This window comes from Calyptranema fuscum S582, from assembly GCF_055793305.1.
Window position 1 is genome coordinate 221,863 of the sequence record NZ_JBSLYH010000001.1, and the last position, 25,212, is coordinate 247,074.

A 25,212-nucleotide genomic window follows, 5' to 3' on the forward strand; every position below is an offset into this window, starting at 1 on the left:
AGCAAAGTGGCTGAAGCAATTGAAAATGGCTGTAATTTAGGGAAATAACGTGACTAGAAGCTGGTTAGCCCTTCGTTCCCATTGTTTGCCAATTTCTGTGCGGCTCGATCGCCGGGTGCCTTTGGTGTTGGCAGTTCTGGCGATCGCCAGTCTGATAGTTCTGGTTCTGAGCGTGGGTTATGGCGACTATCCTATTTCACCTGTTGCTGTCATCAAAACCTTGTTAGGGTTGAACACTGACCATCCTGATCACATATTTGTGGTTTACACGTTGCGCTTGCCGCGAGTGATTACAGCGTTCCTAGTGGGAATGGCACTGGCGATCGCTGGAACCCTTCTGCAAGGGGTAACTCGCAATCCTTTAGCAGCTCCTGAGATTATTGGAGTAGAAGCAGGGGCAGGGTTAGCGGCGGTTTCGCTCATTGTTATGTTTCCTGTAATATCAATCTCGCTTTTACCGATCGCTGCGTTTGTCGGCGCATTGATCGCTGCGTTGCTGGTGTATGGCTTGTCGTGGAATGGCGGCAGTTCACCGATTCGCTTCATTCTGGTGGGAATTGGTATAGAAGCGATCGCCAAAGCCCTGACCAGCTTAATGATCACCTTTGGCAACATTGATGATGTCAGTCAGGCATTGGTTTGGTTGGCTGGAAGCGTCTATGGACGCACCTGGGAACACATTCAAGCCCTGCTTCCCTGGTTAATTGTGTTGATGCCATTAACGGTGGTTTTGGCGCGTGAATTAAATACCTTAAATCTAGGAGATCCGGTCGCACGGGGGTTAGGCAGTCGCGTGGAGTGGCAACGAAGTCTCCTGTTACTCATCGCGGTTGCCCTATCAGGAAGCAGTGTGGCAACTGTAGGCACAATTGGATTTGTTGGTTTGATGGCTCCTCATTTGGCAAGACAATTGGTTGGCATCGCCCATGAAGGAGTCATTCCAACTGCTGCGCTGTTGGGTGGATTGATTGTGGCGCTAGCCGATTTGTTGGGGCGATCGCTCTTCGCGCCGATTGAACTTCCTTGTGGTGTGATGACTGCTGCGGTAGGTGCGCCCTATTTTCTGTATTTGCTCTATCGAAATCGGAATGCATAAGCTCAATGGAAACAATACTGACAACTCGAAACCTAACGCTGGCATACGATCGCGCCACTATCATCAAAGATTTGAATGTGGAAATTCCAGCCCATCAAATTACAGCTCTGGTCGGTTCTAACGGCTGCGGTAAATCCACATTACTCAAAGGATTGGCGCGATTACTCAAACCTCAAAGTGGGACGGTTTATTTAGATGGAGTGGCGATCGCCAAACGCTCTACCAAAGACATTGCTAAACAACTGGGATTGTTGCCCCAAAGCCCAACGGCTCCCGAAGGGTTAACCGTGCGAGAACTGGTAGCCCAGGGCCGTTATCCGCATCAGAGTTGGTTGCAGCAGTGGTCAAAGGAAGATGAGCAGTTTACAGAACAGGCATTGAAAATTACAGGAATGGCAGAGATGAGCGATCGCCCTCTGGATAGTCTTTCAGGTGGGCAACGACAACGCGCCTGGATTGCCATGGCACTCGCCCAAAATACAGAAATCCTGTTACTGGATGAACCCACAACGTTTCTAGATTTGGCGCATCAAATTGAAGTATTGGACTTACTATATGACCTGAACCAGACGCAGGGACGCACAATCGTCATGGTGCTGCATGATTTGAATCAAGCCTGTCGTTATGCCGATTATTTAGTAGCGATGCGACAAGGACACATTTACGCTCAAGGTCATTCTGGCGCAGTAATGACCGAGAGCATGGTACAGGATGTGTTTGGCTTAGAGAGTCGCATTATCCCTGATCCCATAACCGGAATGCCTATGTGTATCCCGGTTAGCCGCCGATCGCGTGTATCAACCTGCAATATGTAATACAAGAGCAATGACCATTACCCTCTCTCAACACAACTATTGGGAACTGTTTCAGGAAACTGAGGAACAATCAGTCTCCCATGCTGACGAATTTGATATCACCTGGAAATATCCTGAACAGCTAGGTCAGGGCTATTGGCGTGAGATTCGATTGCGGCATGGGGTGGAATTGGCGATCGCTCACTATCAATTACACAATGCCGTAACATTGCACCTTCCAGAAAGAGATCATCCCTTGGAATATAGCTTTCATCTTGCAGGTGGATTTCACCATCAACAGCGTTCTAATCGTACAGGGCAATATTCCCTCTTTGGTAGTGGGTTAGCCCCCGTCGAAACCTGTGAATGGTCTGATATAGAACAGCTCGAAGTCAATGTTCATATCGACCCAGAGCAATTCACCACCTGGCTCGATCAAACTACAGGCTCGATTCCTCAAGAGTTGCAGCATTTAGTGCAATCATCGCCACACACGTATTATGTTCGCTCTGGAACCACGACAATCGCGATGCAAACAGCACTCCAGCAAATACTTCAGTGTCCGTTTCGGAGCATCACTAAGCAACTGTATTTAGAAAGTAAAGTGTGGGAATTAATGACGCTATTGGTGGAACAGGAGTTAACGCTAAAAGAGAATCAAAAAACAACTCATCAAGCGTATTGGTTAAAACCTGATGATATCGATCGCATTCATCAAGCAAGAAAAATTTTATTAGACCAGTTAGACAACCCACCCTCACTGATCGAATTAGCGCGACAAGTTGGATTAAACGACTGTACGCTAAAACGTGGATTCCGCCAGGTGTTTGGCACTACTGCGTTTGGCTTGTTGCATGACTATCGATTAGACCAAGCTCGACAATTACTTGAAGAACGCCGATTAAATGTGTCTGAAATTGCTCAAGCGATCGGGTTTGCAAATCGTAGTTATTTTGCTGCCGCGTTTCGTAAAAAGTTTGGGGTTACGCCCAGAGAATACTTATCCAGCTATAGAAATTCCGCTTAACGTTCAAAAAATTCCCTGGAGTAGTCAGTGCGATCGCCTATAGTTCCCATTTTCTCGGTATCTTCTTGAGAGTAATTTCTATTAAATGAGCATTAACAGCGGTGGGTAATATAGTATTGAGTCAAATTCAGCGATCGGCATTTTCGGCATTCGTGTTATTTTTCATGGCTTCTCCTGTAGTAGCAGCAGTCGATACTTCTGATGGAGATAGCAGGCGATCGGCGCATCCAGAAGTAGAAACTCAAGAAGAATTAGTTGAAACAACAGATATTCCTCGCTTAGATGAACTGGATCGTCCGGCAACAACAGTTGAGGAATGGCTGGCTCAATCCACGACTGCATCAGTGCAAATTACCGGAGTGCAGTTAAATTCAACAGCAGAAGGACTGCAAATACAGCTACAAACGATGGCAGAACTCTCTCAGCCTGCGGCAACATCCGTTGTGGGAAATGCGTTTATTGCCACCATCAATCATGCAACGTTGACACTACCGGATGGAGACGAATTTCAGTCTGCTAATCCGATTGAGGGTATTGCGTTGGTCAGTGTTGCAGCTCTACCGGATGATCGGGTGCGGGTAGTGATTACAGGGGTAGATGCGCCTCCCACCGCCGAGGTGACAACAGACGCGCAAGGGTTACTGCTGAGTGTTGTTCCGGGGGGAGCCGTTGCGGATGGCACTGGGGAAGATGCGATTCAAGTGATAGCGACGGGTGAGCGAGAGGATAGCTATAATCCGTCAGATTCCAGTACCGCAACAGGTACAGATACGCCTCTGCGAGACATTCCACTGTCGATTCAAGTCATTCCACAGCAAGTACTGGAAGACCGAGATGTTGTTGAATTAGGCGATGCCCTTGAGACAGCCGCCAGTGTCGTCTCCACGGGTGGACGAGGAACCAGTGTGTTTGGTCCTGGTTTTCTGATTCGAGGATTTCCAGTCAATGAAGGCGTTTTTCGAGATGGAATTCCTACAATCTCTCTTGCGCCGCTTAGCACGAATGATCTGGAACGCGTGGAGATACTTCGGGGGCCCGCTTCTGTATTGTTTGGACAGGGAGAGCCAGGAGGAATTATCAATCTGGTTTCTGAACGTCCCCTGTTTGACCCGTCTTACTCTGCATCGTTGACCATCGGTAGCTTTGATACCTATCGAGGAGATCTGGATTTATCTGGACCCCTCAACGAGGGTAGAACGGTTCGTTATCGGTTGAATCTGTCCTACGAAAACTATGGCAGCTTCCGCAATTTTGTAAATGGAGAGAGAGTGATGATTTCTCCAATTTTGACCTGGGATATTAGCGAAAACACATCAATTGACTTCTACGGTCAATACATTCATGATCGCGAAACCATTGACGAAGGTATTCCAGTCATTAATGGAGAGATTGCAGATATACCACGCGATCGCTTTCTTAACGAAGACTTTGGCGAGTTTGAGCAAGATCAATTCCGCTTGGGCTACAGGCTGACTCACGAGTTTAGTGAAAATTTCTCGATTCGCCATGCGCTGCAATACTTACAGTATGAGCCAGAGCGATATGCTCCCTTGTTTGATTCTATGAATGCTGCCACTGGAGAGCTTTCTCGACTAGCCTATTTTGCTGGTGGAACTTACCGACGGTTTTTTACCAATGCAGAGGCGATCGCTGAATTTAATACAGGCTCGATTCAACATCAAGTGTTATTTGGGATTGAATATCGCCACGACGACGAAGAGCCAGAGTTTCAATTCAGCGACCTCTATACGCCCATCAATATCTTTAATCCAGACTATACGGATGAGCCTTATGACGTTGAGCCAGAGTTCTTTCGAGACGACACCATAGACACTATCAGTGTGTATCTTCAAGATCAAATTGAACTCTTGCCCAACCTGATTGCATTAGCTGGAATTCGTTATGATTCTGCCGATCAATTCCGCACCACGCGATCGCTTGGTGAGTCGAGGAATGAGTTTGAACAAACCGATAGTGAATTTAGCCCCCGATTTGGCATTGTCTATCAACCCATTGAACCACTGTCGCTCTATGCCTCCTACACCACCTCATTCAATCCTTCATTTGCTGCTAGCCGCAATCCCGATGACTCAACGTTTGAACCCGAAACAGGACGACAGTTTGAAATTGGTCTAAAAGCTGATTTATCAGAGCAACTCAGTCTGACGTTAGCAGCGTTTGATATTCGCAGGCAAAATGTTTCGACGCCTGATCCTGACGATCCTGAGTTTTCGGTACAGACTGGAGAAGTAACGAGTCGCGGCATCGAACTCACCCTGGGGGGTGAGATTTTACCCGGTTGGGATATCACCACTGCGTATACCCTTCTGGATGCCTATGTGAGCGAAGACAATACCGACGTGGTAGGCAATCAACTTGCCAATGTCCCCGACCATCAATTTAGCCTGTGGACAACCTATGAAATTCAGCAAGGTGATTTAGCAGGGTTAGGGTTTGGCTTAGGGCTTTTCTATCTCGGCGATCGCCCCGGCAATTTGGATAATAGCTTTACCTTGCCTGGCTTCTTCCGAACGGATGCCGCTTTGTTTTATGAACGCGACAATTGGCGAGCGCAATTGAACATTGAAAACCTGTTTGATATTGAGTATTTCTTATCATCCGATGAGTTTTTAGGAGTCAGTCCAGGCGCTCCATTTACGATTTCAGCCACTGTTTCAGTTGAGTTTTAAGGATCAGTATGATACACAGATGGAAGCGTTGGGGAATCACGTTTTGGGCATTCCTGATAGCTGCATTCATGGTTGCCTGTCAGGGGCATTTCTCCTTAGGGACTGAAGGAGGAAGTGAGGGATCGAGTTCAGCCGCTTGCCGCTCCATGACGCATATGGCGGGTACAACCTGTGTTCCTCATTCTTACCAACGTTTGGTGACGATGGATTCAGTGTCTTTTGAACATGCGATCGCCTTAGGTGTTAAACCCGTTGCAACTGTACTTCCGAACCTTCCATCCCATGTGACCAGTCAACTGCATGGGGTTGAAGACATTGGGCAAGCCGGATCGCCTGCGCTAGAACGTATTCTGACCCTTAAGCCTGATCTGATTTTGGGGTTAGACTTTCATCAGAATATCTATGCCCAAACCTCTCAAATTGCCCCTACTGTGCTATTTAAGTTCGAGCATAGTGGGCAATGGAAAGAAAGCTTTCAAGCGATCGCTCAAGTCCTGAATCAGGAAGATGCAGCCCAGCGAGTGATGACTGATTACAACAAACGATTGGAGGAATTTAAAGCCAGAATGGGCGATCGCCGTCCGGTTGTCTCTGTCGTTAGAATTTATCCCAACAGCATTAATCCTTACTTGCGCGATTCCTTTCCCGGTACTGTTTTACAAGATGCAGGATTATCTCGCCCTCCGGGTCAAGATGTCGGCGCAGATGAGGCTCAACGCATTGCCAATAACCCTATTCAAATGACGTTAAGCCGTGAATCTTTGAATGAAATTGATGGGGATATCTTGTTTATTTGGACAGCAGAAAATGATGCTAAAAACAATCAAGAAGCCCAGAAAAAAATAGAGGAATTACAAAACGATCCGCTCTGGAAAACACTCAACGTTGTTAAAACTAACCGCGTTTACCTGGTTCCAAGTTATTGGATTGGGAGCGGTTTATTGGCAGCGAATGCTGTTTTAGATGATTTGTTCAAATATCTGATTGAGACACCCCAACTATGACAAAACCAACGCTGCTGATTTGCACAACCTGTAGTGCAAAAATTGCTCACGAGGATGTTACTGATGACACCCTGACAGAAGGCAAACTATTACTTCAACAATTACAGCGCGTCAATTCGACTGAGTTGAATGTTCAACCCGTTGGATGTTTGTGGACGTGCAATCGCCCCTGTTCCGCCACCGTCACCTGTCTTGGAAAATACACCTATCACTTTGTTGATCTAAACAACACCAATAGCGTTACTGAACTCCAGCAATTTAGTCAACTCTATATCAACAGCAAGGATGGATATTTAAATCCTCTTAAAATGCCGGGAGAGTTGCGATCGCGCCTCCTGGTAAGAATTCCACCCGTTATGAAATCATCTGTTTAAGTCCTTTATCTGCATGTTGCCCTTGAGCTAATGGTGTTGCCTCATGCAAATTCCTCTTAAGCCATACACAACGCTTCTGGCACGCTATCTTACAGCCATTTTCAATTGATTAAGCCACAGATTTTATGTTGTGTGCCGCGCGGAGCGCGACACACAACATAAAATTAGTCACCGCTGCTGTTTGCTTTGTTGGATTAACCTAGTGTTGCAAACACGAAATTTTGCAACATGGGGGTTTGGGGGCTGCGCCCCAAGAGGGGGTAAAACCCCCTCCACCCCCTCTAAAACTTTTAAGTTGGTGTACTAGAATTCTATTTGAGAAAGCGACGGCGGAGCCGTCGCTCTCTCAAATAGAATTAGGTTTTATTTGATCCACGATCCTTAATACGGATTCATCGCATTAGTTCTGCATTAGGATTCGATCGCCTGCCCTCGTCACTACAGCGATCGCCATATATTCATCACCTGAGATGATTGCAAAATCTATTCCTAAAGATGAGACAACCTACCCCAAGTGATAGTAGAGAATCATCTAAAGGATGACTAGCGTGGAAAGGTTAAGTACCTGAAGTATTGATGTGAATGTCCGTATTAAGTATGAGGTCAACCTGTGTCTTTTTTCCCTATTCCTGATTTGTCTAAATTTTTCGCGAATCTTGCTGACGACATTAAGGAAGATATCAACTCAAGACTGCCGGAGAGAAGAGCAGTGGCTCTCAGTCGTCTGCGCGACTTACTTCCGCTAACGTTTGATTTTGACTACATCAAGAATGCGATCGTACCTGCTTTCCTCACCAGTCCCTACCAGGGAGAGCGGCTATCCTTGCCCATGATTGACCTCCCCTTCACAAAGGAAAATGCTCTACCCTATTACTTTTGGGGCTTGCTATATGACGATTGGGAACCCAATCAGGAAGAAGATGGGCTTTCAGTCTTTATTCAAGGTTACGAAAAACGGGGTGATGATAATCGCAGAAAACGGATTTACGCTTCGGCCCTTACCCCTGATTTATATCGCCCAATGTATGGGGACAAGGTGACTCAATTTTTTGCCCAGCTATTTGATGCTAAGAATGCAGGCAAACCCCTGATGCGTCAGTATCTGGACAAGTATTTTGATCTGTTCTGGGATCTACACCTGGATGTTAAACCCGATGATATTCCGTCAGAAGTACGGGAGATCGGGCTAAGTTTCAACACAGTTTTAGCCTACCGCGATCCAACCCAGGAAATTGTTTATCAGAATTATATGAAGGTGCGATCGCTCCGCAAATTTTTGAAAGACTGGATTGACGAACGAGTTGAAGATGTCATCAGAGGGAAAGTTGCAAATCCAGAGAAAACATTTGTCTATTACTGGATCAAGAATGGTGAAGAGAAAGAGGATTTTCGGCGCAAAGATGTTGTTTTTGAGTGCTTCCATAATTTTGTTGCCTTAAGTCAGTGGGGCAATACCCTCTACAACTTCATGCTTAAACTGAACAAAGACACAGGGGATGCTAATGTCCAGACCTGGTTTGAAAAGACGATGACCAGTGATTATGATCGGGCAAATGATTCACCGTTTTCCCCCCTCGATCGGTTTGTGATGGAGCTATTCCGCACAATTTCGCCCAACACTGGCAGCATCTCTGCGGTCGAAGAAGTCAGAACCCCTCCCTACGATCGATATGGTTATGTGATTACCCCCCACAAGGCGACCAGCGAAGCCCCACAACACTGGCAGGACCCCACTCAATTCAATCCCGATCGCTATAACCATGCGCCGACAAGCGACCAAATTGATGAAGCCAAATCTCAAGAGATCGGATTTGCCCAATGCCCCTTCCACAAAGCAACTTTTGAGGTGAAAGACGGTCGAAACGCTGAGATTACCAATAGTGCATTTGGTACGGTTTACCACGTTGGCGATGACAAGGCATCTCCCGTGTGTGACGATGCGGGCTACGCGCCGTTTGGGTTTGGATATCGTCGCTGTCCTGGCGAGTTGCTCACGGTCGAGGTGTTCAAAGATTTTTTCAGAAAGGTGTGGAACGACAAGATCGAGTTCATAACCCTCAACTTACCAGATCCAGAAAAGCTACCGATCGGACCCACAACCGTGATTGATGACAACATTGGGTTCCGTAAGCCGATGTCATAAAGAGGGTTTTATCGCTGGACAAGGAGAGATCTTGCGGTTGAACCTGGATACGATCAGTCAAACTCCATGCGGTTGAAGCACTAACAAGATCTACTGTCGGAGTCTTTGTACGGGTTCAGTGCGCTGCTGATTTCTGTACTGATTGAGACTCCGACCCATTGTTCTCGCGATCGCGTCACTCCTGATGTGGCACAACCTACAGGACGTTGAAGACCATGACATTTATACAAACTTGGCGATTTATCACCCTAATGCTGACCTCGCTGACTCTCAGCACATCAATGGCGAATTTACTAGAGATGCCACAACGCATGAAGTTTGATCAGCAGCTTTGGGTAGATGTAACCGTTTTTGGCAACGTGTACCGCTTGTTTGGCTCAGTTGGTGCCGTGTTTGAGATCAGTGCAGTTCTAGCGGCAATTGTGCTGGCTTTTTTAGTTCGCAAACGTCGATCGGTTTTCTATTGGACGTTGGGTGGAGCATTACTTTTGGCATTAGCCCTCATAAGTTGGATCTTGTTTGTAGCACCCATGAATGCTGAATTTGCCCAGTGGCTCACCAATCCAATTCCGGCAAATTGGACGCGCTATCGAAATCAATGGGAGTATGCCCATGCTATTAATGCTTTGATTAAACTTTTGGGGCTAAGTTTGCTGATGCTTTCTGTGCTAGTTGAAACACCCAAACAGAAAGCTGTAAATCATCTATGAGCCGATCGTGCTAATAATTCCTACACTGAGTGAATTCGACATCAACGCGATCGCATCATCCAGCAGCTTCAAGTATCGAGGATTATGGTAAGAAAATCCATCTCACAGAATTCATGGATCGCAGCGATCGGCTGGGTTACGCTGATTATTCTGGCGGAATATATAGCGCGACGTTTTGTTGTTCGCTGGCTTCCTATTCTAGCCGCAGAACCCGTCAACGATATGCTGGCATTCATCCTGTGTTATGTTCCACTCGTATGGTTCTCTGTACCCGGAACACAGCGTAATCTTCAGTCTGTCGGTCAAGCCATTCGCACGGTTTTGGCACGGGTAAAAACAGGGCTGCCCTGGGTGGGTGCGATCGCCATTCTAATTTCTATCAGCCTCCTTACTCCGGTTGATCAATGGCTCTGGGGGAAGGTGCAACTTCCGGGTTGGCAAAGCCCCTATTTGGGACCGTTGCTATTTCCTCAGCTTGCTCCAGTCTTGATTGTTGTCAGTCTGTTGCTGGTGAATGGAATTTTCGTACCCCTGGTTGAAGAATGGTTATGGCGTGGGCTGATTCAACCTCGTTTGATTGGGCAACTGGGTTTAGTTTCTGGTCTGTTGCTGACAGCCATTCTGTTTTCACTCAAACATGCGATCGTAGATGCATCATTAGGGCGATTATTACTCCTGACGGGCTTTGGTATGGTGGTTGGCATCGTTGCCCATCGTAAAGGTTGGGAGAGCGCAGCTCTGACTCACACGCTGGCGAACACTATTTCGACTGTACTCGTTCTCATCTTCACAGGCTAAAGGGAACTATTGGAGGATTCCATGACAACTAAAGATAATCAAGCAATGGGTGAAACTCAAATTCGCATATTGAGAGATCAGTTAACAGACGCACTCCGCAATAAAGATATTGATGGCGTAATGGTTCACTTTGCAACAGAAACCGTGATGTTTGTTCTCGCACCTCCCCTTCAATTCAAAGGAAATGAACCTCCCGGTGAGAATGGGTTAAAGCAGTGGTTTGATACCTTTCAAGGCTCGATCGGCTACGAAATTCGTGACTTACGCATTACAGCAGGTGATGAGGTTGCCTTTTGCCACAGTTTGAACCGGATTAGCGGCACGAGAATTGGCGGCAATGAAACGGATATCTGGGTACGCGAGACGCTTGGTTTGTGCAAAATTGAGGGGGAGTGGAGAATCACACATCAACATCAATCTGTGCCTTTTTACATGGATGGCAGTAACAAAGCGGCAGTTGATCTCCAACCAAGCGGTTAAATGTAAAACCCGACAACAGCGACCGTTATGGACATCAATCAACAATCTCTAGACTATCTACCACAAATCATTTTGATTACTGGGAATATGGCTGCTGGAAAATCAAGCGTTGCCCAAGCCCTTGCCGAACGGTTGCCTAAAAGTGTGCATCTGCGTGGCGATGTTTTTCGTCGCATGATTGTGAATGGACAGGCAGAAATGACATTAAATTTGTCAGTCGAGGCATATCAGCAACTTCAACTGCGGTATCAATTGGCAGCAATGGTAGCACGACAGTATCTCCAAGCGGGTTTCACCGTTGTTTATCAAGACATTGTTATTGGCTCCGCCCTGTCTGAGGTCATTGCCAGTTTCCAGGATATGCCATTGTCCGTCATCGTTTTGTGCCCCAGAGTGGAGGTTGTTGCGGCACGGGATGCAGCCCGATCGAAAACTGGATATGCCAATGAAGCAATGGTTTATGCATTTGATCATATCCTCCGCACTGAAACACCTCGGCTGGGCTACTGGTTGGATACGTCCAATCTCACTGTTGCCCAAACGATTGATCATGTCCTCAAACATCTTCAGCAGAATTGATTTGAAATGGAGAAAATGATGACGAAAGCAACCGAAAACAAGCGAGCAGCGGATTCAAGTAACGCAGTGAATTCAGTTTCTGAGTTTGCCGAAAAAGTTGCTGTCGTTACCGGAGCAGCAACGGGACTGGGAGAAGCCATTGCTATCAAGCTGTACGAAAACGGGGCAAAGGTTATCCTTGTAGACATTGATACTGATCAAGCGCAGGACGTCGCTCAACGGTTGGATTCATCCAGCAAGCGAACACACGTGATTAAAACAGATGTATCCGATCACCGCGCGGTTGAGGCGATGGTGGCTGAAACGGTTGAGCGCTTTGGTGGATTGCACCTGGCAGTCAATAATGCTGGTTTCACCGGACCGCATGAGATCAATACCGCTGACTATGAGATCGAATGGTGGCATCGCGTCATTGCGACTAATCTTAGCGGTATCTTCTTCGGACTGAAATATGAAATTCCAGCCATGATCCGGAGTGGCGGCGGGGCGATCGTCAACATGTCATCAGCGGCTGGTGTGGTCGGGGTTGCGGGTATTGCGCCCTACGTCGCTGCAAAGCACGGCATTGTCGGATTGACAAAGGCGGTAGCCCTGGAGTATGCCAGTCAGGGCATTCGGGTAAACGCCATTGGTCCAGGTTATGTTGACACCCCTAAGATGCGCGAATTGCCGGAATCAGCGCGATCGCAAATCGCTGCCTTTCACCCATTAGGTCGCCTTGCCCGAACGGAGGAAGTCGCTGAGATGGTCAGCTTCCTCTTGTCGGAGCGTGCATCCTTTGTTACTGGTAGTTTTCACCTGATGGACGGCGGCTCCACTGCCCGCTAATCGTTGATTGATACTTCATGTACGAACATTGACTACAAGGAGATTGATACGCACGGGGTATTGATGATGGATGTGTGCCACAAGGACTCACGGTAGCAGCAAGGTTTGTCCTGATCTCTGGCTATAAAAGCACAGACCCAGACATGGATCACGGATCTTGTCGTGTTTTCAAAGTAGATGCCAAAACGGGCGAGTACACGGGTCAGTTTGATTTGCCGGAAGATTACGGGCACGCAGGGGGACTGGTTTATATCAAAAACAATATTCTGGTCGTTGCCGATACAAGACAGCTTTCCTTTCTTTTATTGAATGACCGAGCGATCGCCTCCCTCTGTTTTCTGGAGGATAGTGAGGGCGATCGCCTACACTCCCATTTGCTGCACATAAACACTTGCCATTCAGCGTGAATCACGCAATCTCGCCTGACTGGATAACCTGTTTGATGTTGAGGTCGAACTTAGAGCAACACGAAGTTCTGCTCTTTCTTCTCAGAATGCAAAAGCTACCCTCTGTTGAGCTACAACTTATACAATGTCTAAATACATTGGAGTACAAACGAACCTCGACAGCAGATCTGATTGAGGATCTTTCTGGGAAACTATGACCGTATCAGCAAAAAATCGGCTTCACCTCCAAGCAGAGACTCTTACAGTTGAGGAATTAATTCGTCAAGTTAAGCGTGGCTTAATACGAGTTCCTGATTTTCAGCGTCCGCTCCGGTGGGAATCAGAAGATGTGAAATTGTTTTTTGACAGTATCTATCAGGGATATCCTGTCGGCTCTTTTTTGATGAGAAGAGCGTATGCTCCCGCTTCTGTCATAGAATATGGTTCTGTTAAAGTTGATGCACCAGAGTCAAATTCAGCATTATGGGTTGTCGATGGACAGCAACGGTTGACCGCTCTTACTGCTGGGTTGGCACGTGATGAAGAAATGCCAGTGACTCCTGATGATTCTTGGGTTCTCTACTTTGATGCTAAAGAGCAAATATTTCATGTCCCACCCAGAAGTGGTGTTTTTCCATCAACATGGGTGCCTGTTACACAGTTATTAGATGCCTCGACCCTAAGCGAGTGGATTTTTAATTGGAAGCACGCTAAAGATCCAGAACTTCGAAAGTTTGTTTTCGAGGCCGGAGCACGGATTCGTCAGTATGAGATTCCACTTTACGTTGTTGAAACAGGAGACGAAAAGCTTCTTCGAAATATCTTTTACCGAATCAACGATTCAGGCAAGAGAATGGAATGGGAGGACATTCATGATGCACTTTTTGGACGAAAGTCGGATGAGCCATCTACTCTTAGTGGTTTAGCAGATGAATTGAAGAACCTTGGCGTTGGACGACCTTCAGAAAAGCAACTGCTTTCTGCCATTATTGCCTTTAAAGGGCTAGACGCTACCCGAAGCATCTCAGAGCATTATCGTCGAGATTCTGAAATACTGCGTAATGCAGTCAATGATGCTTTACCTGCACTGAGGCAAGTACTAATTTTTCTCAAAACACACGCAGAAATTCCTCACCTTAGACTACTACCACGCTCACTTCCGCTCTTGGTCCTCACGAAGTTTTTCGGTCTCTATCCAGAACCTAATAGTAGAACAATAAACCTACTTGTTCGATGGACATGGCGAACTCTATTAGGAATAAAGTCAGTTGATGAGAGAACCTTACTTCGCCATAGCCTAGACGCTATCAATGGTAATGAGCCGGAACAGACTATGCAAAAACTGTTAGGCGAAATCCCTCGTACAAGAGGAGAAAAGTTCACGTTGCCAAAAAAATTTGATGCTCGTGCAGCCGACAGTCGTATTGTTCTCGTAGCTTTAAGCTCACTTCACCCACTTAATCCTGAAGATGGGAAATTAATTGATATCGCTGACCTAGTTGAGAAATATGATCTCAACGCCTTTCAAAAAATTATCCCAATCGGTACTGAAGCAACTCAGGGTTCAGCAAATCGGATTCTCCTACCTCCTATTTCTAGAGGAGTCGGGAGAGAGCTTGTTGAATTAATTAGTAGGGAGGGATCAGATTCAAAAATACTTAGATCACATTGCATTGATAAAAATGCTGCGACTTCTCTTATCAATGGAGAATTTGATGAGTTTTTATCATGTCGCGGAAATCTCCTTAAAGATACAGTTGATTCTTTTAGTTCGCGCTTGGCTGCTTGGGGCATGAGTGATCGACCAAGTATTAGTTTTATTTTGCAACAAACAGGAGAAGAGGAGTGACAATCACCCTCGGAGTGGGTCTTAATGGAAAGATAGTTGGCTACTTGTCTCAAACTACAAATGGTCAGATTGCATTTCGTTTTACAGACTCTTATTTAAGAATTCCTAATCGACCGGTACTAAGCCAATCTTTTGAAGATGATCTTTCCCGAACTTATTATGGAAGGAATAGCTTTCTTCCCTCATTTTTTGCTAATTTAATTCCGGAACATGGTGCATTACGGGATCTTATCGAAAGTAATTTAGGAGTCAGCCCAGGTGATGATCTAGCTTTATTAGAAGCTGTTGGGCGTGACTTACCTGGTGCAGTAGAAGTTGTTCGTGTAGATGGAGATGATTTACCAGTTCAAGGTAGCTTAGAAGCCTCTGCGTACATGGAGGATCATGCGAATGGTCTGAAACATAAGGAACCTGGGCTTCGATTTTCGTTAGCTGGTGTCCAAATGAAATTCTCTGTTTTACGTGATCCAGACAGAATAACACTGCCTGCAAGTAATCAAGATGGTGAATGGATTGTCAAATTAGGTTCAGCACGCTTTCCGTTTACTGTCGAGAACGAATATGCCATTATGCAGTGGGCAATGTCTGCTGGCTTTGATGTGCCTGAGTGTCACTTACAAGATGCCAAAACAGTTAGCGATTCTCTCAGGAAGCACACTGACTTTGGGGATCGTGTTTTTGTGATTCGTCGGTACGACAGGCAAGGAGGACGCCGCATTCATCAAGAAGACTTTGCCCAGGTTACTAACCTGCGACCAGAACTTAAGTATGACCACATAAAGTATGAACAGTGTGGTGGATTGGTCAAACAACTTCTTGGCGATGATGCATACTATGAATTTATTCGTCGGCTTACGTTTATCATTGCCTCTGGAAATGCAGATGCTCATCTAAAAAACTGGTCACTGTTGTATTTGGATAGCCAATATCCAAGTCTTGCACCAATGTACGATCAGGTGTGTACGGTTGCATGGCCAGAGTTAAGCTCTGAGCTTGCCCTTAAGCTGGCAGGTACGAAAAATTGGTTTGCTTTAGAGTTGAGACGATTTGAGTTACTTGCTGAGCGTGCTAGTGCTAGTCCCACCAAGACAATTAAAACGGTTCAAGAAACGTTGACTCAACTAGTAGATGCATGGAATAACTCACAAGCATCGGCTTTACTTCCTCTACCTCATTCGCAACGCCTTCAGGATTTCTGGGGACGAGTGCCGCTATTGCGCCCGTTTATGCCTGAAATGAAATGGCCTACATGAAGAGTGGAAGTAATGTTATTTGTATGTAGAATTCTGATGCAATTGGCACCTAATATTTTTACGAACTAATGTAACCCCTTTAACCTCATGCATACCGATCACCGAGAAGTTATTTGTTGAGCGTCTGAGGGTATCTACGGGAGGATTGAGATCGTTATCCCGTCTTTGTGAGGCACAATGAAGCCGCGCTAGAATGGGCGGAAATGTCGTCTGAGCCAATATTCTTCGACTGCGAGCGTATTGTTGACTCCGGTTTAGGGTGGCTCATCTTGATGGAGAAGTGACATGGAAAAGCCAGCAAAGAACACGATTTGCCTCTGGTATGATGGCACCGCCGAGGACGCAGCGCGGTTTTACGCCGACACCTTTCCCGATTCGTCTGTTGATGCCGTACACCATGCACCAGGAGATTTTCCGTCGGGGAAGCAAGGGGACGTGTTGACTGTCGAATTTACCGTGATGGGAATTCCCTGCCTCGGACTCAACGGCGGATCTGCGTTCAAGCACACCGAAGCGTTTTCATTTCAGGTCGCAACCGTTGACCAGGCTGAAACCGATCGCTACTGGAACGCGATCGTTGGCAACGGTGGACAGGAGAGTGCCTGTGGCTGGTGTAAAGACAAATGGGGATTGTCCTGGCAGATTACACCGATCGCCCTGACGAACGCGATCGCCAATTCCGATGCTGCTGCCGCCAAGCGTGCGTTCGATGCCATGATGCAGATGAAAAAGATCGACATCGCGGCGATCGAAGCGGCTCAGCGTGGTTAAGCATATGCCAGATCAACCTGCAACAGAAATTGAACGGCTACGCGCCGCGTACGTAGCCTTTAATGCGCGTGATATTGATGCTGCCGTCGCCCTTATGGCTCCTGACGTGCATTGGCCAAAAGCATTTAAGGGCGGTTTTGCCTGTGGACCTGAAGCCGTTCGCGCCTATTGGACGGAGCAGTGGAGCGAGATTAATCCACACGTCGAGCCAGTTGCTTTTCACCCAGAGGATGCTGGGCAGGTCTTGGTCGAGGTGCATCAGGTCGTGCGCGATCTAGCCGGAGTCGTGCTTGCCGATGAATATGTGGGTCACCGTTTCACTATTGAGCATGGCTTGATTCAAGCGATGGAAGTCTGTCCCCTGCCATCGTCTGACCTTGGTGCCTAACCCCTATTTTTAGTCCCACTCAGCGGTGCCGAATCCGCCTACTCAAGCATTTCCAGGTTTCGTACCGCACCTTGATCCGCGCTTGTCGCGAGCAGTGCGTAAGCCTTAAGCGCGGCTGTTACACGCCGCTGTCGGGGTTGGGCAGGCTTCCAGGCATCTTTGCCCTTCGCCTCCATCACCAGACGACGGTTGGTTAATTCTTCCGCTGACACATCCACATCGATGGTGCGGTTGGGGATGTTGATGTGAATGCGATCGCCATCGTACACCAGGGCAATGTTACCGCCTGCTGCGGCTTCGGGGGAGGCATGACCAATCGAGAGACCCGACGTTCCCCCCGAAAAGCGACCATCGGTCAACAAGGCACAGACCTTACCCAACCCCTTCGATTTGAGATAGCTGGTAGGGTAGAGCATTTCCTGCATACCCGGTCCGCCCCGTGGACCTTCATAGCGAATAATGACTACATCACCCGGTTGCACTTCATCGTTAAGAATGCCTTTCACCGCAGCATCCTGGCTTTCGTAGATCCGCGCCTGCCCTTCAAAGACATGGATGCTCTCGTCTACCCCTGCCGTTTTGACAATACAGCCACGTTCAGCCAGGTTGCCGTAGAGTACAGCCAAGCCGCCCTGGGTACTGAAGGCATGTTCAAGGTTACGGATACATCCATGTTCCCGATCCAGGTCGAGGGAGGGCCAACGGGTCGATTGGCTGAAGGCTTGCTGAGTCGGGATACCCGCAGGGCCAGCCTTAAAAAAGGTATGAACTGCTTCGTCGCTGGTACGCACGACATCCCAGGTATCCAGCGCCTCTTTCATTGTCTTACTGTGAACCGTGGGTACATCCGTGTGGAGCAGACCTGCTCGATCCAACTCGCCCAGAATTGCCGGAATTCCACCTGCCCGGTGGACATCCTCAACGTGGTATTGGGGCGTGTTCGGTGCCACCTTACAAAGCTGGGGAATTTTACGCGATAGGCGATCGATATCTGCCAGGGTGAAATCAACACCGGCCTCATGAACCGCTGCCAGCACGTGAAGAATGGTGTTGGTTGAACCGCCCATGGCAATGTCTAGGGCCATGGCATTTTCGAACGCTTTGAAGCTGGCGATGGAGCGGGGCAGTACCGACTCATCGTCCTGCTCGTAGTAGCGACGCGTGATGTCAACAATGGTGCGTGCCGCATTGAGGAATAGATCTTTGCGATCGAAATGGGTTGCCAGGACAGTGCCATTTCCCGGTAAGGAAAGACCGATCGCCTCCGTGAGGCAGTTCATTGAGTTGGCGGTAAACATGCCGGAGCAGGAACCACAGGTCGGACAGGCGGAGCGCTCATACTCCTCAACAATTTCGTCGCTGACATTGCTGTTAGCCGCGACTACCATGGCATCCACCAAATCCAGCTTGTGTTCCGCCAGCTTCGTCTTGCCTGCTTCCATCGGTCCACCAGACACGAAGACAGCAGGAATGTTAAGACGCAGCGCAGCCATCAACATTCCGGGAGTGATTTTGTCACAGTTGGAAATGCAAACCAGGGCATCGGCACAGTGAGCATTGACCATATACTCCACCGAGTCTGCAATAATCTCACGGGAAGGCAAACTGTAGAGCATCCCATCGTGACCCATGGCAATCCCATCATCGACCGCGATGGTGTTGAATTCTTTGGCTACCCCACCCGCCGCTTCGATCTCACGACACACCAATTGCCCCAGATCCTTCAAATGAACATGACCGGGGACGAATTGGGTGAAGGAGTTGGCGATCGCAATAATTGGCTTCTCAAAATCCTCAGTTTGCATTCCGGTGGCGCGCCACAGCGCACGGGCACCAGCCATGTTGCGTCCATGGGTAGAAGTTTTAGATCGATAGGTTGGCATGGCGTTTCCTGACTGTCTAATGGCTCTCAAATAAAAGATTGTGCCGTAAAAATAGAACAATTGTGACTGAGCATATTATATGGCTCTACGCAATCTAGTTACTACATCAAGGGGGGATGGGAGCGGTGCCGCCACGCAGGGGTTTCACCCCTGCACCCCGTCCTAACCCTAATTCGTACCGCTACATTGCGCATTTTGCAAACGAGTTCTGCTTTCTCTGCAAGGCTAAAACTCTTACACAGCAATAATTTCAGATGTTTTAGACCTTACACCCCCCCGTTAACTCTAAGGATCACAAATTAATTAAAACCACGAATAATGGGTCGGCGATCGCCTGATTCAACATCCCGGTTGCCAAATAGTGCACTTAATTTGCGATCGCTTAACGGCTCGATTAGAGATTTGAAATGGGCAGCAATCCTGTTTCGTTAAGCAGCAGTCGTAGTTTGGCGTGAGGGAATGGCGTGTCCTTTATACACTTTTTAGTGGAAGGAAGAATTCGATAATGATACATCAATGGAAAATTGGCGCAAGTTTCGCTGTTGCCGGAGGTAATCGCTGCTTCCAATGCCCACTGAGTTGTTTTGAGATGGGTGATAAGCTCACGGAAGACTCCTAACCCAGTAGAGTTGATGCCATAGCTACAAGCAGCGGGAAGGTCATACAGATTTTGGGTGGAAAACAGGTTGTCATACTCAATATCTGTGACCGGAACCCGTTTCACAAACACGTTGGATTGTCCAAGAACCATCATGTGATTCATCCCCCAACCTGTACCCGATTCATTTGACTCACTCTGGTCAAGCAGTGAATTTAGTGTCGTATGCTCTAATCGAGAAATCAGTGAACTAATTTCAAAGTATTTTTGCCTTCTAAGTTTTAAAGAATTGTTAGTCATTTTGTCAAATCAAAATGCGGATTCCAGGCGAGTTCCCACAGGTAGCCATCGGGGTCAGCGAAGTAACCCGAATACCCACCCCAATCAGTATCTTGTGCAGGTTTGAGAATAGTAGCTCCTGCTGCTCCTGCTTGTTCAAGAACGGAATCAACCGCTTCCTTCGATTTTACATTGTGTGCCAGAGTGAACCCTGGAAAACCGTTCCCTGTAGCTGAAACGTGAGCATCAGCCGCGAGCGCCTCACGGGAGTAGAGCGCCAACCAGGTTCCTCTGAGATTCAGGAACGTCACGCCCTCAAACTCTTCTTTCGCAGGTAAACCCAACCCCTGCTTGTAAAAGGCAGTGGAACGGACAAGGTCAGACACTCCGAGCGTAATCAAGCTGATATAGGGTTCCATAAGTTAGATGGTTTGTCATGTACTCCTTAAGTTCTATCGCTTTCCTGTTTGATTGTGAGATAGGCGGGCTGCGCCCGCCTATCTCACAACCCATTTAGGATGGTTATATTGCGGGTCGGGGAAGTGTGAATTAATTTACGTGCTGAAATAAACGGGAAGAAAGGAATTTTCGTACGCCGCTCATATTCTTCCTGGCTTGAAAAAGTTTGAGCTTGAGGGCGTGATTCTTGGATGCGTGCTAGCGATTGGTTTGTTTGAATACTCCGGCAGCCAGCAAAACAATACCCGTTAAGAAGAGATAAGCGTTTTGCAGGAGATAGCTGTCAGCAATGATTCTTCTGAGGGCAATGATCTCTGGACTGTCCGTTATGACGCTACCGCGTTGATTAACCATGGATGAGATTAATAGATTGAGATGAAGGCTAACCAGTGACGGCAGAAAAAACAGAATCATGAAGGCGATCGCAATCAAGACGATGCCAATCCTAATCAAGTTTGAACTGGAAGAAAAACGTCGCAACATAATTGAGTTGTCAGAAAAGTCGTTAGTGAAGTGGAAGAAGTAAACCTCGATCGCATAGTTTAACTTTTCTGAATTCAGGGCATCCTAAGGATCGTAGATTTAATAAAACCGAAGATTTATTTTTGGAAGCGCGGCTCCGCCGCGCTTCCAAAAATAAACGTCCGGGTTTTAATTAATTTGTGATCCTAAGAAGAATTATTTATTCAAGTCGTACATCAGAAAGTTCCTATGAGTGCTGCCCAACCAATTCCCTTAATCTATAGCGGTCAAGTTGGAAACTATTTTGGCACAGAAGGCAATACTTCATACTGTGCCCGATTCACCACTAACTCAACTAATCCAGACGGTTGGTTATAGGAAAGGGAAATAGTAATAAGGTGCAATGTTCTGCAAACCGTAATGCAGATCGGTCAATGGTCCTACAAATTCACTTAGTGTCCTCATAAAAATAACTTGAATAACTGTTTTGGGAGAGTGCGGCTCCGCCGCACTCTCCCAAAACAGTTGTGGTTTTTAATGTTGTAAAGATCCTTAATCAACTCGCACAGCTCTTTTATGAGGGCTGACGGCGATCGTGTTGCCATCCTCGATAAAGGGCTTGTCGCGATCAAGCCAATCGGCACCGATTCGATGAAACCATTGAGGCTTAAGAGTCCACTGCAAGTAAACCACAAATTTCTTCTCAAGTTTTACTCATTGCCTGTCTGCCTTCCTGTTGCTCTCTCCACATTCGACTTGGAGCCGGAATGCATTTACACGTCGTCTATGGTGCGATCGCAGCGTGTTCAATGACCTCAGCAACGGCATCTGGATGGGAAATCATCACGACATGGGATGCACCATTTACAGCAATCGTCTCTCTTGAATTAGCACGCTGCGCCATGAAAGAATGCACCGCTGCCGGGATGTTCAAGTCGCGATCGCCATAGATGAACCAGGACGGGATAGACGTCCATGCAGACTCACTGGCGGCTTCGTTCAGTGCAGCTTCCGTAATCGGACGCTGGGTGCGCGCCATCAACTGCGCGTCGCTGACGGGCACATCTGCGGCAAACTGTGCATGGAACTTGTCTTGCTGAATGTAGAGGTCTTTGCCACCATCAGGCAACTCAACCGGAGGGGCAAGCGTTGGTCCGAGTGTGCCTCCGGGATAAAGTCCTGAGAGTTCGGCAGCCGTCTCGCCCACCTCTGGAGCGAAGCCAGCAACGTAAACCAGTGCCTTTACATTTTCGTTGTCATCGACTGCATCTGTGATCACCATGCCTCCGTAGGAGTGCCCGACTAGCACAACGGAACCCTCAATCCCCTTAAGGACGCTGGCAACATAAGCCGCATCAGTCCCGACTCCCCGTAAGGGATTTGCTACGGCAACGGTTGGATACCCTTTTTCGATCAACCTGGTTAATACACTGTTCCAACTGGAAGACTCGGCAAATGCACCGTGAACCAGAACAATGGTGGGCTTGCTATCTTGTGCGCTGGCAGGATTCATGATGGTTCCTAGAGAGGTAATTGTAAGGGTTCCTAAAAAGAGTGCAACGATCAAAATCAGACGAATGCCATTCTTGAGGATGAACCTATTCATGGTGTGATCTCCTTGTATGTTTGTTAATCTCATTGGATATAGTCAAAGGCTATGTAGGGTTTAATATGGAGCGCCAGATTTTTCGTTATGCCATAGCCTCGACAGCTTCATCTGTAGATAGGACAGCATGGGCAAGATAGCCAAAATTGGTCACTGCTGCCTTGTAGCCATCCCCTAAATCTGGATGTTGTGGGGCAGCCGTTGCATCCTTAACGATGAGAACCTCAAACCCTTGTTCGATTAAGTCTCGCAGGTGAGCTTCAACACAAATATTTGCCAGCATCCCCAGCAGGATAACTTTGTTAATATTGCGCTTTCGCAGTTGCAAAACCAGATCGTTGGTCTGTGGTCCATAAGCTTTATGGGGACTTGCGACGATCGTTTTACCATCTTCAATGAAAGGCTTGTAGCGATCGAGCCAGTCAGCACCCGATCCTAAGAAACCGTCAAGACTCAACGCCCCTTTGCGATCGAACTCTTTGATATCCAGCATCATGCGCTCTACGGTTCCAGCAAAGTTCCAACCATAATCGGTTGGGTAGTAATAGTGAGGAGATATGAAAACCTCAAATTCATATTGCTTTGCAGCTTTAAAGATTCGCTCAATGTTTTCAACAGTTTTGTTCTCCTTCACACTGTTTTCCACTAAGTGCCAGGAAACTCCCTTCTCGCTTAAAACATCATTTTGCGGATCAATTACAACGACTGCGGTGTCATTCTTGTTGATATTCATGTTATCTCTCCTTAATTGTTGATATTCACAGTTTTCTGGGCTAAAACCCACCTGAAATGGCTAATATTTCCCTGTGATTGCGGCTGAATTAGAAACCATCAGAAAAACAATGATGCTTCTTGTGATTAGTAGGCAGCACTTAGCCATCTGTTGCGGTGATTTTAGAGGTGCTGCCGATTACCCGTCGCAGCCGATTGCTCAACTGCATTTATGAGACGGTGCAGAATTACAGCATCTGTAAATGTTGGTGCTGTTTTTGTTCCATTTTTGAGGTCGGTAGCAAGTAAGGCGTAATTACTGGCAACAGTCATTGCCATAGTTTCAAGGTCTGCATTTATCGTCTTGTAGTTTTGCGGCATTTTGATGTCTTGCACAACGACTGCTTCACCTTGAGCACCCTGAACCTTCGTTTCGCCCAGTCCAGGATAGCCAAGCGAACTGGTGAGGATTAGATCACCCTGTGTTCCATTAATTTCCAATCTGAAATTGCTACCACGCGATAGCCCTCCTCGAAAATGGGCAGAAATCACAGAACCGCTTTTCATTTTGCCGCTGACAGCAATTTGATCTGGCGTTTCGATCGCCACGATCGCTTCTGTTTCAATCACCTGTGCTGTTTTTCTGCGGATGTCTAAAGTTGCCATGACCTCACTTACGCCCGAGTCCAGCACATAACCCACAGAATCGATCGCATGGGCAAAGGCAACGTTTATCATGCCTGCGCCATTTTTCGGGTTCAGGGTATAAGCAAATTGTTCAGGAATCATTGCTCCGCCAATCATGCCTGAACCGATTAGCGAAACGGACAGAACCTCACCAACATAACCGTCACGAATTAAGTCACGAATAAAATTCACCTCTGGCGTTGTGCGAGACTGTAATCCCACCACCGTGTGAACCTTGTGTTTTTGAGCAAGTTGCTCCAGTTCGACTGCTTCTTGCAACCCGTTACCCAAAGGCCATTCACAATAAATCGATTTCCCCGCGCGGATTGCGGCACTCACCACTTCAAAGTGATATGGCACTTTGACCGTAACGACAACCAAATCTACATCCGGGCGCGCCAACAGATCTTCGTGAAGTTGGAAGGCGTGATGCACATTAAATTTAAGTGCTGCTTTGCTCGCTATATCTGGATCTGAATTCGTCAATGCAACGACTTCAAAATCGGGTGATGCTTGCAGCGCAGGTAGATGCGCGGTCATTGCCCATCCACGCGAAGGATGAACACCAATGATACCAACGCCAATTTTTCCGTTTTTCATCCTAATTCCTCATTACATTTCGATGACAAGTCGTCCGATGATTTCCCCAGCCTCAAGCGATCGCTGCGCTTCTGCTACTTGTTGAAGTGGAAAAACTTGGTCGAGGTGAACCTGCAATTGACCGCTTCCTGAAAGCTTTATATCAGTCTAGGAAACGGGATACAGCCATTTGCGAAATAGTTGAGTTAGGTGCGGCATAATTAAATAAGTGAGCAGGACAGCACTAAATCCTGTAGTTCAGGTTGTCGCTGCAAAATCGGTAGGTAGGGTTCCAGGCGGACCCAACAGTTCGTCACCGATCTCAGTAGAAATGCGATCAAACAATGCCATATCGGGTGTTCCTGTCTCGTCCTGAGTCCCTACTGCTTCAATTAACCGAGCAAAGGCACTGGGCGCAGCAACAACGAGTCCGCGAGCGGGGCGATCGCCAAGCGTGGCAACAACATGGGGTACACATGGAGCGATCACAAAGCTTTCACCCGCTTTCAGCACAACCTTATTCTCGCCTGCCCAGACTGTGAACTCTCCTTCCAGCACATAGAGTTGTTCAGAATAGCGTGTGTGGCGATGAGGAGGAGTCTGGGAACCGGGTGGGAAATAACCTTCAATCAGATCGTATTGACCTTTGGTTGTGGTGTGATCGGCAACAATCGTGAGACGAGTGCCAAATAGCCAGAGAGTTTGTGTCATGGTGTTCTGATTGATGCGTGATGTGTGTGATTAATGTTCAAACTTTTAACCCAATTAAGAAAGCCTT

The 25,212-nt window shown here is 47.3% G+C and carries 28 protein-coding genes; 18 read left to right on the forward strand and 10 right to left on the reverse strand.

Annotated elements, in window-relative coordinates:
• The first annotated feature begins 49 nt into the window (after positions 1-49).
• The 17 genes from ACR6Z4_RS00780 to ACR6Z4_RS00860 all read left to right on the forward strand — a co-directional run bounded on the left by ACR6Z4_RS00780 (position 50) and on the right by ACR6Z4_RS00860 (position 17,170).
• Positions 50-1,096, forward strand: coding sequence for a FecCD family ABC transporter permease (locus tag ACR6Z4_RS00780; RefSeq protein WP_479715297.1), 1,047 nt, complete (start codon positions 50-52; stop codon positions 1,094-1,096).
• A gap of 5 nt (positions 1,097-1,101) precedes the next feature.
• Positions 1,102-1,911, forward strand: a complete 810-nt coding sequence (locus tag ACR6Z4_RS00785) for an ABC transporter ATP-binding protein (protein ID WP_479715298.1) — start codon at positions 1,102-1,104, stop codon at positions 1,909-1,911.
• Between the two features lie 10 nt (positions 1,912-1,921).
• Entirely contained in the window at positions 1,922-2,917 is a 996-nt protein-coding gene (locus tag ACR6Z4_RS00790; RefSeq protein WP_479715299.1) for a helix-turn-helix transcriptional regulator, read from the forward strand.
• 101 nt (positions 2,918-3,018) lie between these two features.
• Positions 3,019-5,607 (forward strand): TonB-dependent siderophore receptor, encoded by a 2,589-nt coding sequence (locus ACR6Z4_RS00795; protein ID WP_479715300.1) that lies wholly within the window; start codon positions 3,019-3,021, stop codon positions 5,605-5,607.
• Positions 5,608-5,615: 8 nt separating this feature from the next.
• Positions 5,616-6,611 carry an iron-siderophore ABC transporter substrate-binding protein gene (locus ACR6Z4_RS00800; protein ID WP_479715301.1) on the forward strand — a complete coding sequence of 332 codons (996 nt, stop codon included), beginning with the start codon at positions 5,616-5,618 and terminating at the stop codon, positions 6,609-6,611.
• Positions 6,608-6,985, forward strand: coding sequence for a DUF1636 family protein (locus ACR6Z4_RS00805; RefSeq protein WP_479715302.1), 378 nt, complete (start codon positions 6,608-6,610; stop codon positions 6,983-6,985). The genes ACR6Z4_RS00800 and ACR6Z4_RS00805 overlap by 4 nt, the downstream gene beginning before the upstream one ends.
• A gap of 610 nt (positions 6,986-7,595) precedes the next feature.
• The gene (locus ACR6Z4_RS00810) at positions 7,596-9,128 is read left to right on the forward strand and encodes a hypothetical protein (protein WP_479715303.1); all 1,533 of its coding nucleotides are present in this window, start codon (positions 7,596-7,598) and stop codon (positions 9,126-9,128) included.
• 215 nt (positions 9,129-9,343) lie between these two features.
• Entirely contained in the window at positions 9,344-9,838 is a 495-nt protein-coding gene (locus tag ACR6Z4_RS00815; RefSeq protein WP_479715304.1) for a hypothetical protein, read from the forward strand.
• 84 nt (positions 9,839-9,922) lie between these two features.
• The gene (locus ACR6Z4_RS00820) at positions 9,923-10,636 is read left to right on the forward strand and encodes a lysostaphin resistance A-like protein (RefSeq protein ID WP_479715305.1); all 714 of its coding nucleotides are present in this window, start codon (positions 9,923-9,925) and stop codon (positions 10,634-10,636) included.
• A gap of 21 nt (positions 10,637-10,657) precedes the next feature.
• Positions 10,658-11,116, forward strand: a complete 459-nt coding sequence (locus ACR6Z4_RS00825) for a YybH family protein (RefSeq protein ID WP_479715306.1) — start codon at positions 10,658-10,660, stop codon at positions 11,114-11,116.
• Positions 11,117-11,143: 27 nt separating this feature from the next.
• Positions 11,144-11,695 (forward strand): AAA family ATPase, encoded by a 552-nt coding sequence (locus ACR6Z4_RS00830; RefSeq protein ID WP_479715307.1) that lies wholly within the window; start codon positions 11,144-11,146, stop codon positions 11,693-11,695.
• Positions 11,696-11,713: 18 nt separating this feature from the next.
• Positions 11,714-12,523 (forward strand): SDR family NAD(P)-dependent oxidoreductase, encoded by an 810-nt coding sequence (locus tag ACR6Z4_RS00835; protein WP_479715439.1) that lies wholly within the window; start codon positions 11,714-11,716, stop codon positions 12,521-12,523.
• A gap of 74 nt (positions 12,524-12,597) precedes the next feature.
• A complete protein-coding gene (locus tag ACR6Z4_RS00840; RefSeq protein ID WP_479715308.1) occupies positions 12,598-12,930 on the forward strand; it encodes a hypothetical protein in 333 nt (110 codons plus the stop codon).
• A 193-nt stretch (positions 12,931-13,123) separates the two neighbouring features.
• Positions 13,124-14,758, forward strand: coding sequence for a GmrSD restriction endonuclease domain-containing protein (locus tag ACR6Z4_RS00845; RefSeq protein ID WP_479715309.1), 1,635 nt, complete (start codon positions 13,124-13,126; stop codon positions 14,756-14,758).
• Positions 14,755-16,011, forward strand: coding sequence for a type II toxin-antitoxin system HipA family toxin (locus ACR6Z4_RS00850; RefSeq protein ID WP_479715310.1), 1,257 nt, complete (start codon positions 14,755-14,757; stop codon positions 16,009-16,011). Before ACR6Z4_RS00845 ends, ACR6Z4_RS00850 begins: the two co-directional genes overlap by 4 nt.
• Positions 16,012-16,296: 285 nt before the next feature.
• On the forward strand, positions 16,297-16,782 hold the full coding sequence (locus ACR6Z4_RS00855) for a VOC family protein (RefSeq protein ID WP_479715311.1): 486 nt from the start codon (positions 16,297-16,299) through the stop codon (positions 16,780-16,782).
• A gap of 4 nt (positions 16,783-16,786) precedes the next feature.
• Entirely contained in the window at positions 16,787-17,170 is a 384-nt protein-coding gene (locus ACR6Z4_RS00860; protein ID WP_479715312.1) for a nuclear transport factor 2 family protein, read from the forward strand.
• A gap of 38 nt (positions 17,171-17,208) precedes the next feature.
• On the opposite strand, the gene ilvD is transcribed toward ACR6Z4_RS00860, so the two are convergent.
• From ilvD to ACR6Z4_RS00880, 4 genes are all read right to left on the reverse strand, one after another.
• Entirely contained in the window at positions 17,209-19,053 is a 1,845-nt protein-coding gene (gene ilvD / locus ACR6Z4_RS00865) for a dihydroxy-acid dehydratase (RefSeq protein ID WP_479715313.1), read from the reverse strand.
• Positions 19,054-19,447: 394 nt separating this feature from the next.
• Positions 19,448-19,951, reverse strand: a complete 504-nt coding sequence (locus ACR6Z4_RS00870; RefSeq protein ID WP_479715314.1) for a hypothetical protein — start codon at positions 19,949-19,951, stop codon at positions 19,448-19,450.
• A complete protein-coding gene (locus tag ACR6Z4_RS00875; protein WP_479715315.1) occupies positions 19,948-20,349 on the reverse strand; it encodes a VOC family protein in 402 nt (133 codons plus the stop codon). The genes ACR6Z4_RS00870 and ACR6Z4_RS00875 overlap by 4 nt, the downstream gene beginning before the upstream one ends.
• 238 nt (positions 20,350-20,587) lie before the next feature.
• Positions 20,588-20,872: a hypothetical protein gene (locus ACR6Z4_RS00880; RefSeq protein WP_479715316.1), complete on the reverse strand. Its 285-nt coding sequence runs from the start codon at positions 20,870-20,872 to the stop codon at positions 20,588-20,590.
• A gap of 228 nt (positions 20,873-21,100) precedes the next feature.
• Here ACR6Z4_RS00880 and ACR6Z4_RS00885 point away from each other — a divergent pair, with 228 nt between their 5' ends.
• A complete protein-coding gene (locus tag ACR6Z4_RS00885) occupies positions 21,101-21,229 on the forward strand; it encodes a hypothetical protein (protein WP_479715317.1) in 129 nt (42 codons plus the stop codon).
• A 174-nt stretch (positions 21,230-21,403) separates the two neighbouring features.
• Here the strand turns inward: ACR6Z4_RS00885 and ACR6Z4_RS00890 are convergent, their stop codons facing one another.
• The 6 genes from ACR6Z4_RS00890 to ACR6Z4_RS00915 all read right to left on the reverse strand — a co-directional run bounded on the left by ACR6Z4_RS00890 (position 21,404) and on the right by ACR6Z4_RS00915 (position 25,145).
• Positions 21,404-21,544: a hypothetical protein gene (locus ACR6Z4_RS00890; protein WP_479715318.1), complete on the reverse strand. Its 141-nt coding sequence runs from the start codon at positions 21,542-21,544 to the stop codon at positions 21,404-21,406.
• 91 nt (positions 21,545-21,635) lie between these two features.
• A complete protein-coding gene (locus ACR6Z4_RS00895) occupies positions 21,636-22,457 on the reverse strand; it encodes an alpha/beta fold hydrolase (protein ID WP_479715319.1) in 822 nt (273 codons plus the stop codon).
• Positions 22,458-22,542: 85 nt separating this feature from the next.
• A complete protein-coding gene (locus ACR6Z4_RS00900) occupies positions 22,543-23,190 on the reverse strand; it encodes a cysteine hydrolase family protein (RefSeq protein ID WP_479715320.1) in 648 nt (215 codons plus the stop codon).
• Between the two features lie 161 nt (positions 23,191-23,351).
• The gene (locus ACR6Z4_RS00905; RefSeq protein ID WP_479715440.1) at positions 23,352-24,395 is read right to left on the reverse strand and encodes a Gfo/Idh/MocA family protein; all 1,044 of its coding nucleotides are present in this window, start codon (positions 24,393-24,395) and stop codon (positions 23,352-23,354) included.
• 72 nt (positions 24,396-24,467) lie between these two features.
• Complete coding sequence (locus ACR6Z4_RS00910) at positions 24,468-24,572, reverse strand: zinc-binding dehydrogenase (RefSeq protein WP_479715321.1); 105 nt, start codon at positions 24,570-24,572, stop codon at positions 24,468-24,470.
• A gap of 120 nt (positions 24,573-24,692) precedes the next feature.
• Positions 24,693-25,145: a cupin domain-containing protein gene (locus tag ACR6Z4_RS00915; protein ID WP_479715322.1), complete on the reverse strand. Its 453-nt coding sequence runs from the start codon at positions 25,143-25,145 to the stop codon at positions 24,693-24,695.
• Positions 25,146-25,212 lie beyond the last annotated feature (67 nt).

What these genes read in the sequence shown, in the direction of transcription:
- ACR6Z4_RS00845 (WP_479715309.1), top strand. Translation starts at nt 13,124, where the DNA reads ATGACCGTATCAGCAAAAAATCGGCTTCACCTCCAAGCAGAGACTCTT.
- ACR6Z4_RS00900 (WP_479715320.1), bottom strand. Translation starts at nt 23,190, where the DNA reads ATGAATATCAACAAGAATGACACCGCAGTCGTTGTAATTGATCCGCAA.
- ACR6Z4_RS00855 (WP_479715311.1), top strand. Translation starts at nt 16,297, where the DNA reads ATGGAAAAGCCAGCAAAGAACACGATTTGCCTCTGGTATGATGGCACC.
- ACR6Z4_RS00800 (WP_479715301.1), top strand. Translation starts at nt 5,616, where the DNA reads ATGATACACAGATGGAAGCGTTGGGGAATCACGTTTTGGGCATTCCTG.
- ACR6Z4_RS00870 (WP_479715314.1), bottom strand. Translation starts at nt 19,951, where the DNA reads ATGACTAACAATTCTTTAAAACTTAGAAGGCAAAAATACTTTGAAATT.
- ACR6Z4_RS00785 (WP_479715298.1), top strand. Translation starts at nt 1,102, where the DNA reads ATGGAAACAATACTGACAACTCGAAACCTAACGCTGGCATACGATCGC.
- ACR6Z4_RS00885 (WP_479715317.1), top strand. Translation starts at nt 21,101, where the DNA reads ATGAGTGCTGCCCAACCAATTCCCTTAATCTATAGCGGTCAAGTTGGA.
- ACR6Z4_RS00830 (WP_479715307.1), top strand. Translation starts at nt 11,144, where the DNA reads ATGGACATCAATCAACAATCTCTAGACTATCTACCACAAATCATTTTG.
- ACR6Z4_RS00790 (WP_479715299.1), top strand. Translation starts at nt 1,922, where the DNA reads ATGACCATTACCCTCTCTCAACACAACTATTGGGAACTGTTTCAGGAA.
- ACR6Z4_RS00815 (WP_479715304.1), top strand. Translation starts at nt 9,344, where the DNA reads ATGACATTTATACAAACTTGGCGATTTATCACCCTAATGCTGACCTCG.
- ACR6Z4_RS00820 (WP_479715305.1), top strand. Translation starts at nt 9,923, where the DNA reads ATGGTAAGAAAATCCATCTCACAGAATTCATGGATCGCAGCGATCGGC.
- ACR6Z4_RS00895 (WP_479715319.1), bottom strand. Translation starts at nt 22,457, where the DNA reads ATGAATAGGTTCATCCTCAAGAATGGCATTCGTCTGATTTTGATCGTT.
- ilvD (WP_479715313.1), bottom strand. Translation starts at nt 19,053, where the DNA reads ATGCCAACCTATCGATCTAAAACTTCTACCCATGGACGCAACATGGCT.
- ACR6Z4_RS00860 (WP_479715312.1), top strand. Translation starts at nt 16,787, where the DNA reads ATGCCAGATCAACCTGCAACAGAAATTGAACGGCTACGCGCCGCGTAC.
- ACR6Z4_RS00825 (WP_479715306.1), top strand. Translation starts at nt 10,658, where the DNA reads ATGACAACTAAAGATAATCAAGCAATGGGTGAAACTCAAATTCGCATA.
- ACR6Z4_RS00905 (WP_479715440.1), bottom strand. Translation starts at nt 24,395, where the DNA reads ATGACCGCGCATCTACCTGCGCTGCAAGCATCACCCGATTTTGAAGTC.
- ACR6Z4_RS00805 (WP_479715302.1), top strand. Translation starts at nt 6,608, where the DNA reads ATGACAAAACCAACGCTGCTGATTTGCACAACCTGTAGTGCAAAAATT.
- ACR6Z4_RS00915 (WP_479715322.1), bottom strand. Translation starts at nt 25,145, where the DNA reads ATGACACAAACTCTCTGGCTATTTGGCACTCGTCTCACGATTGTTGCC.
- ACR6Z4_RS00880 (WP_479715316.1), bottom strand. Translation starts at nt 20,872, where the DNA reads ATGTTGCGACGTTTTTCTTCCAGTTCAAACTTGATTAGGATTGGCATC.
- ACR6Z4_RS00875 (WP_479715315.1), bottom strand. Translation starts at nt 20,349, where the DNA reads ATGGAACCCTATATCAGCTTGATTACGCTCGGAGTGTCTGACCTTGTC.
- ACR6Z4_RS00835 (WP_479715439.1), top strand. Translation starts at nt 11,714, where the DNA reads ATGACGAAAGCAACCGAAAACAAGCGAGCAGCGGATTCAAGTAACGCA.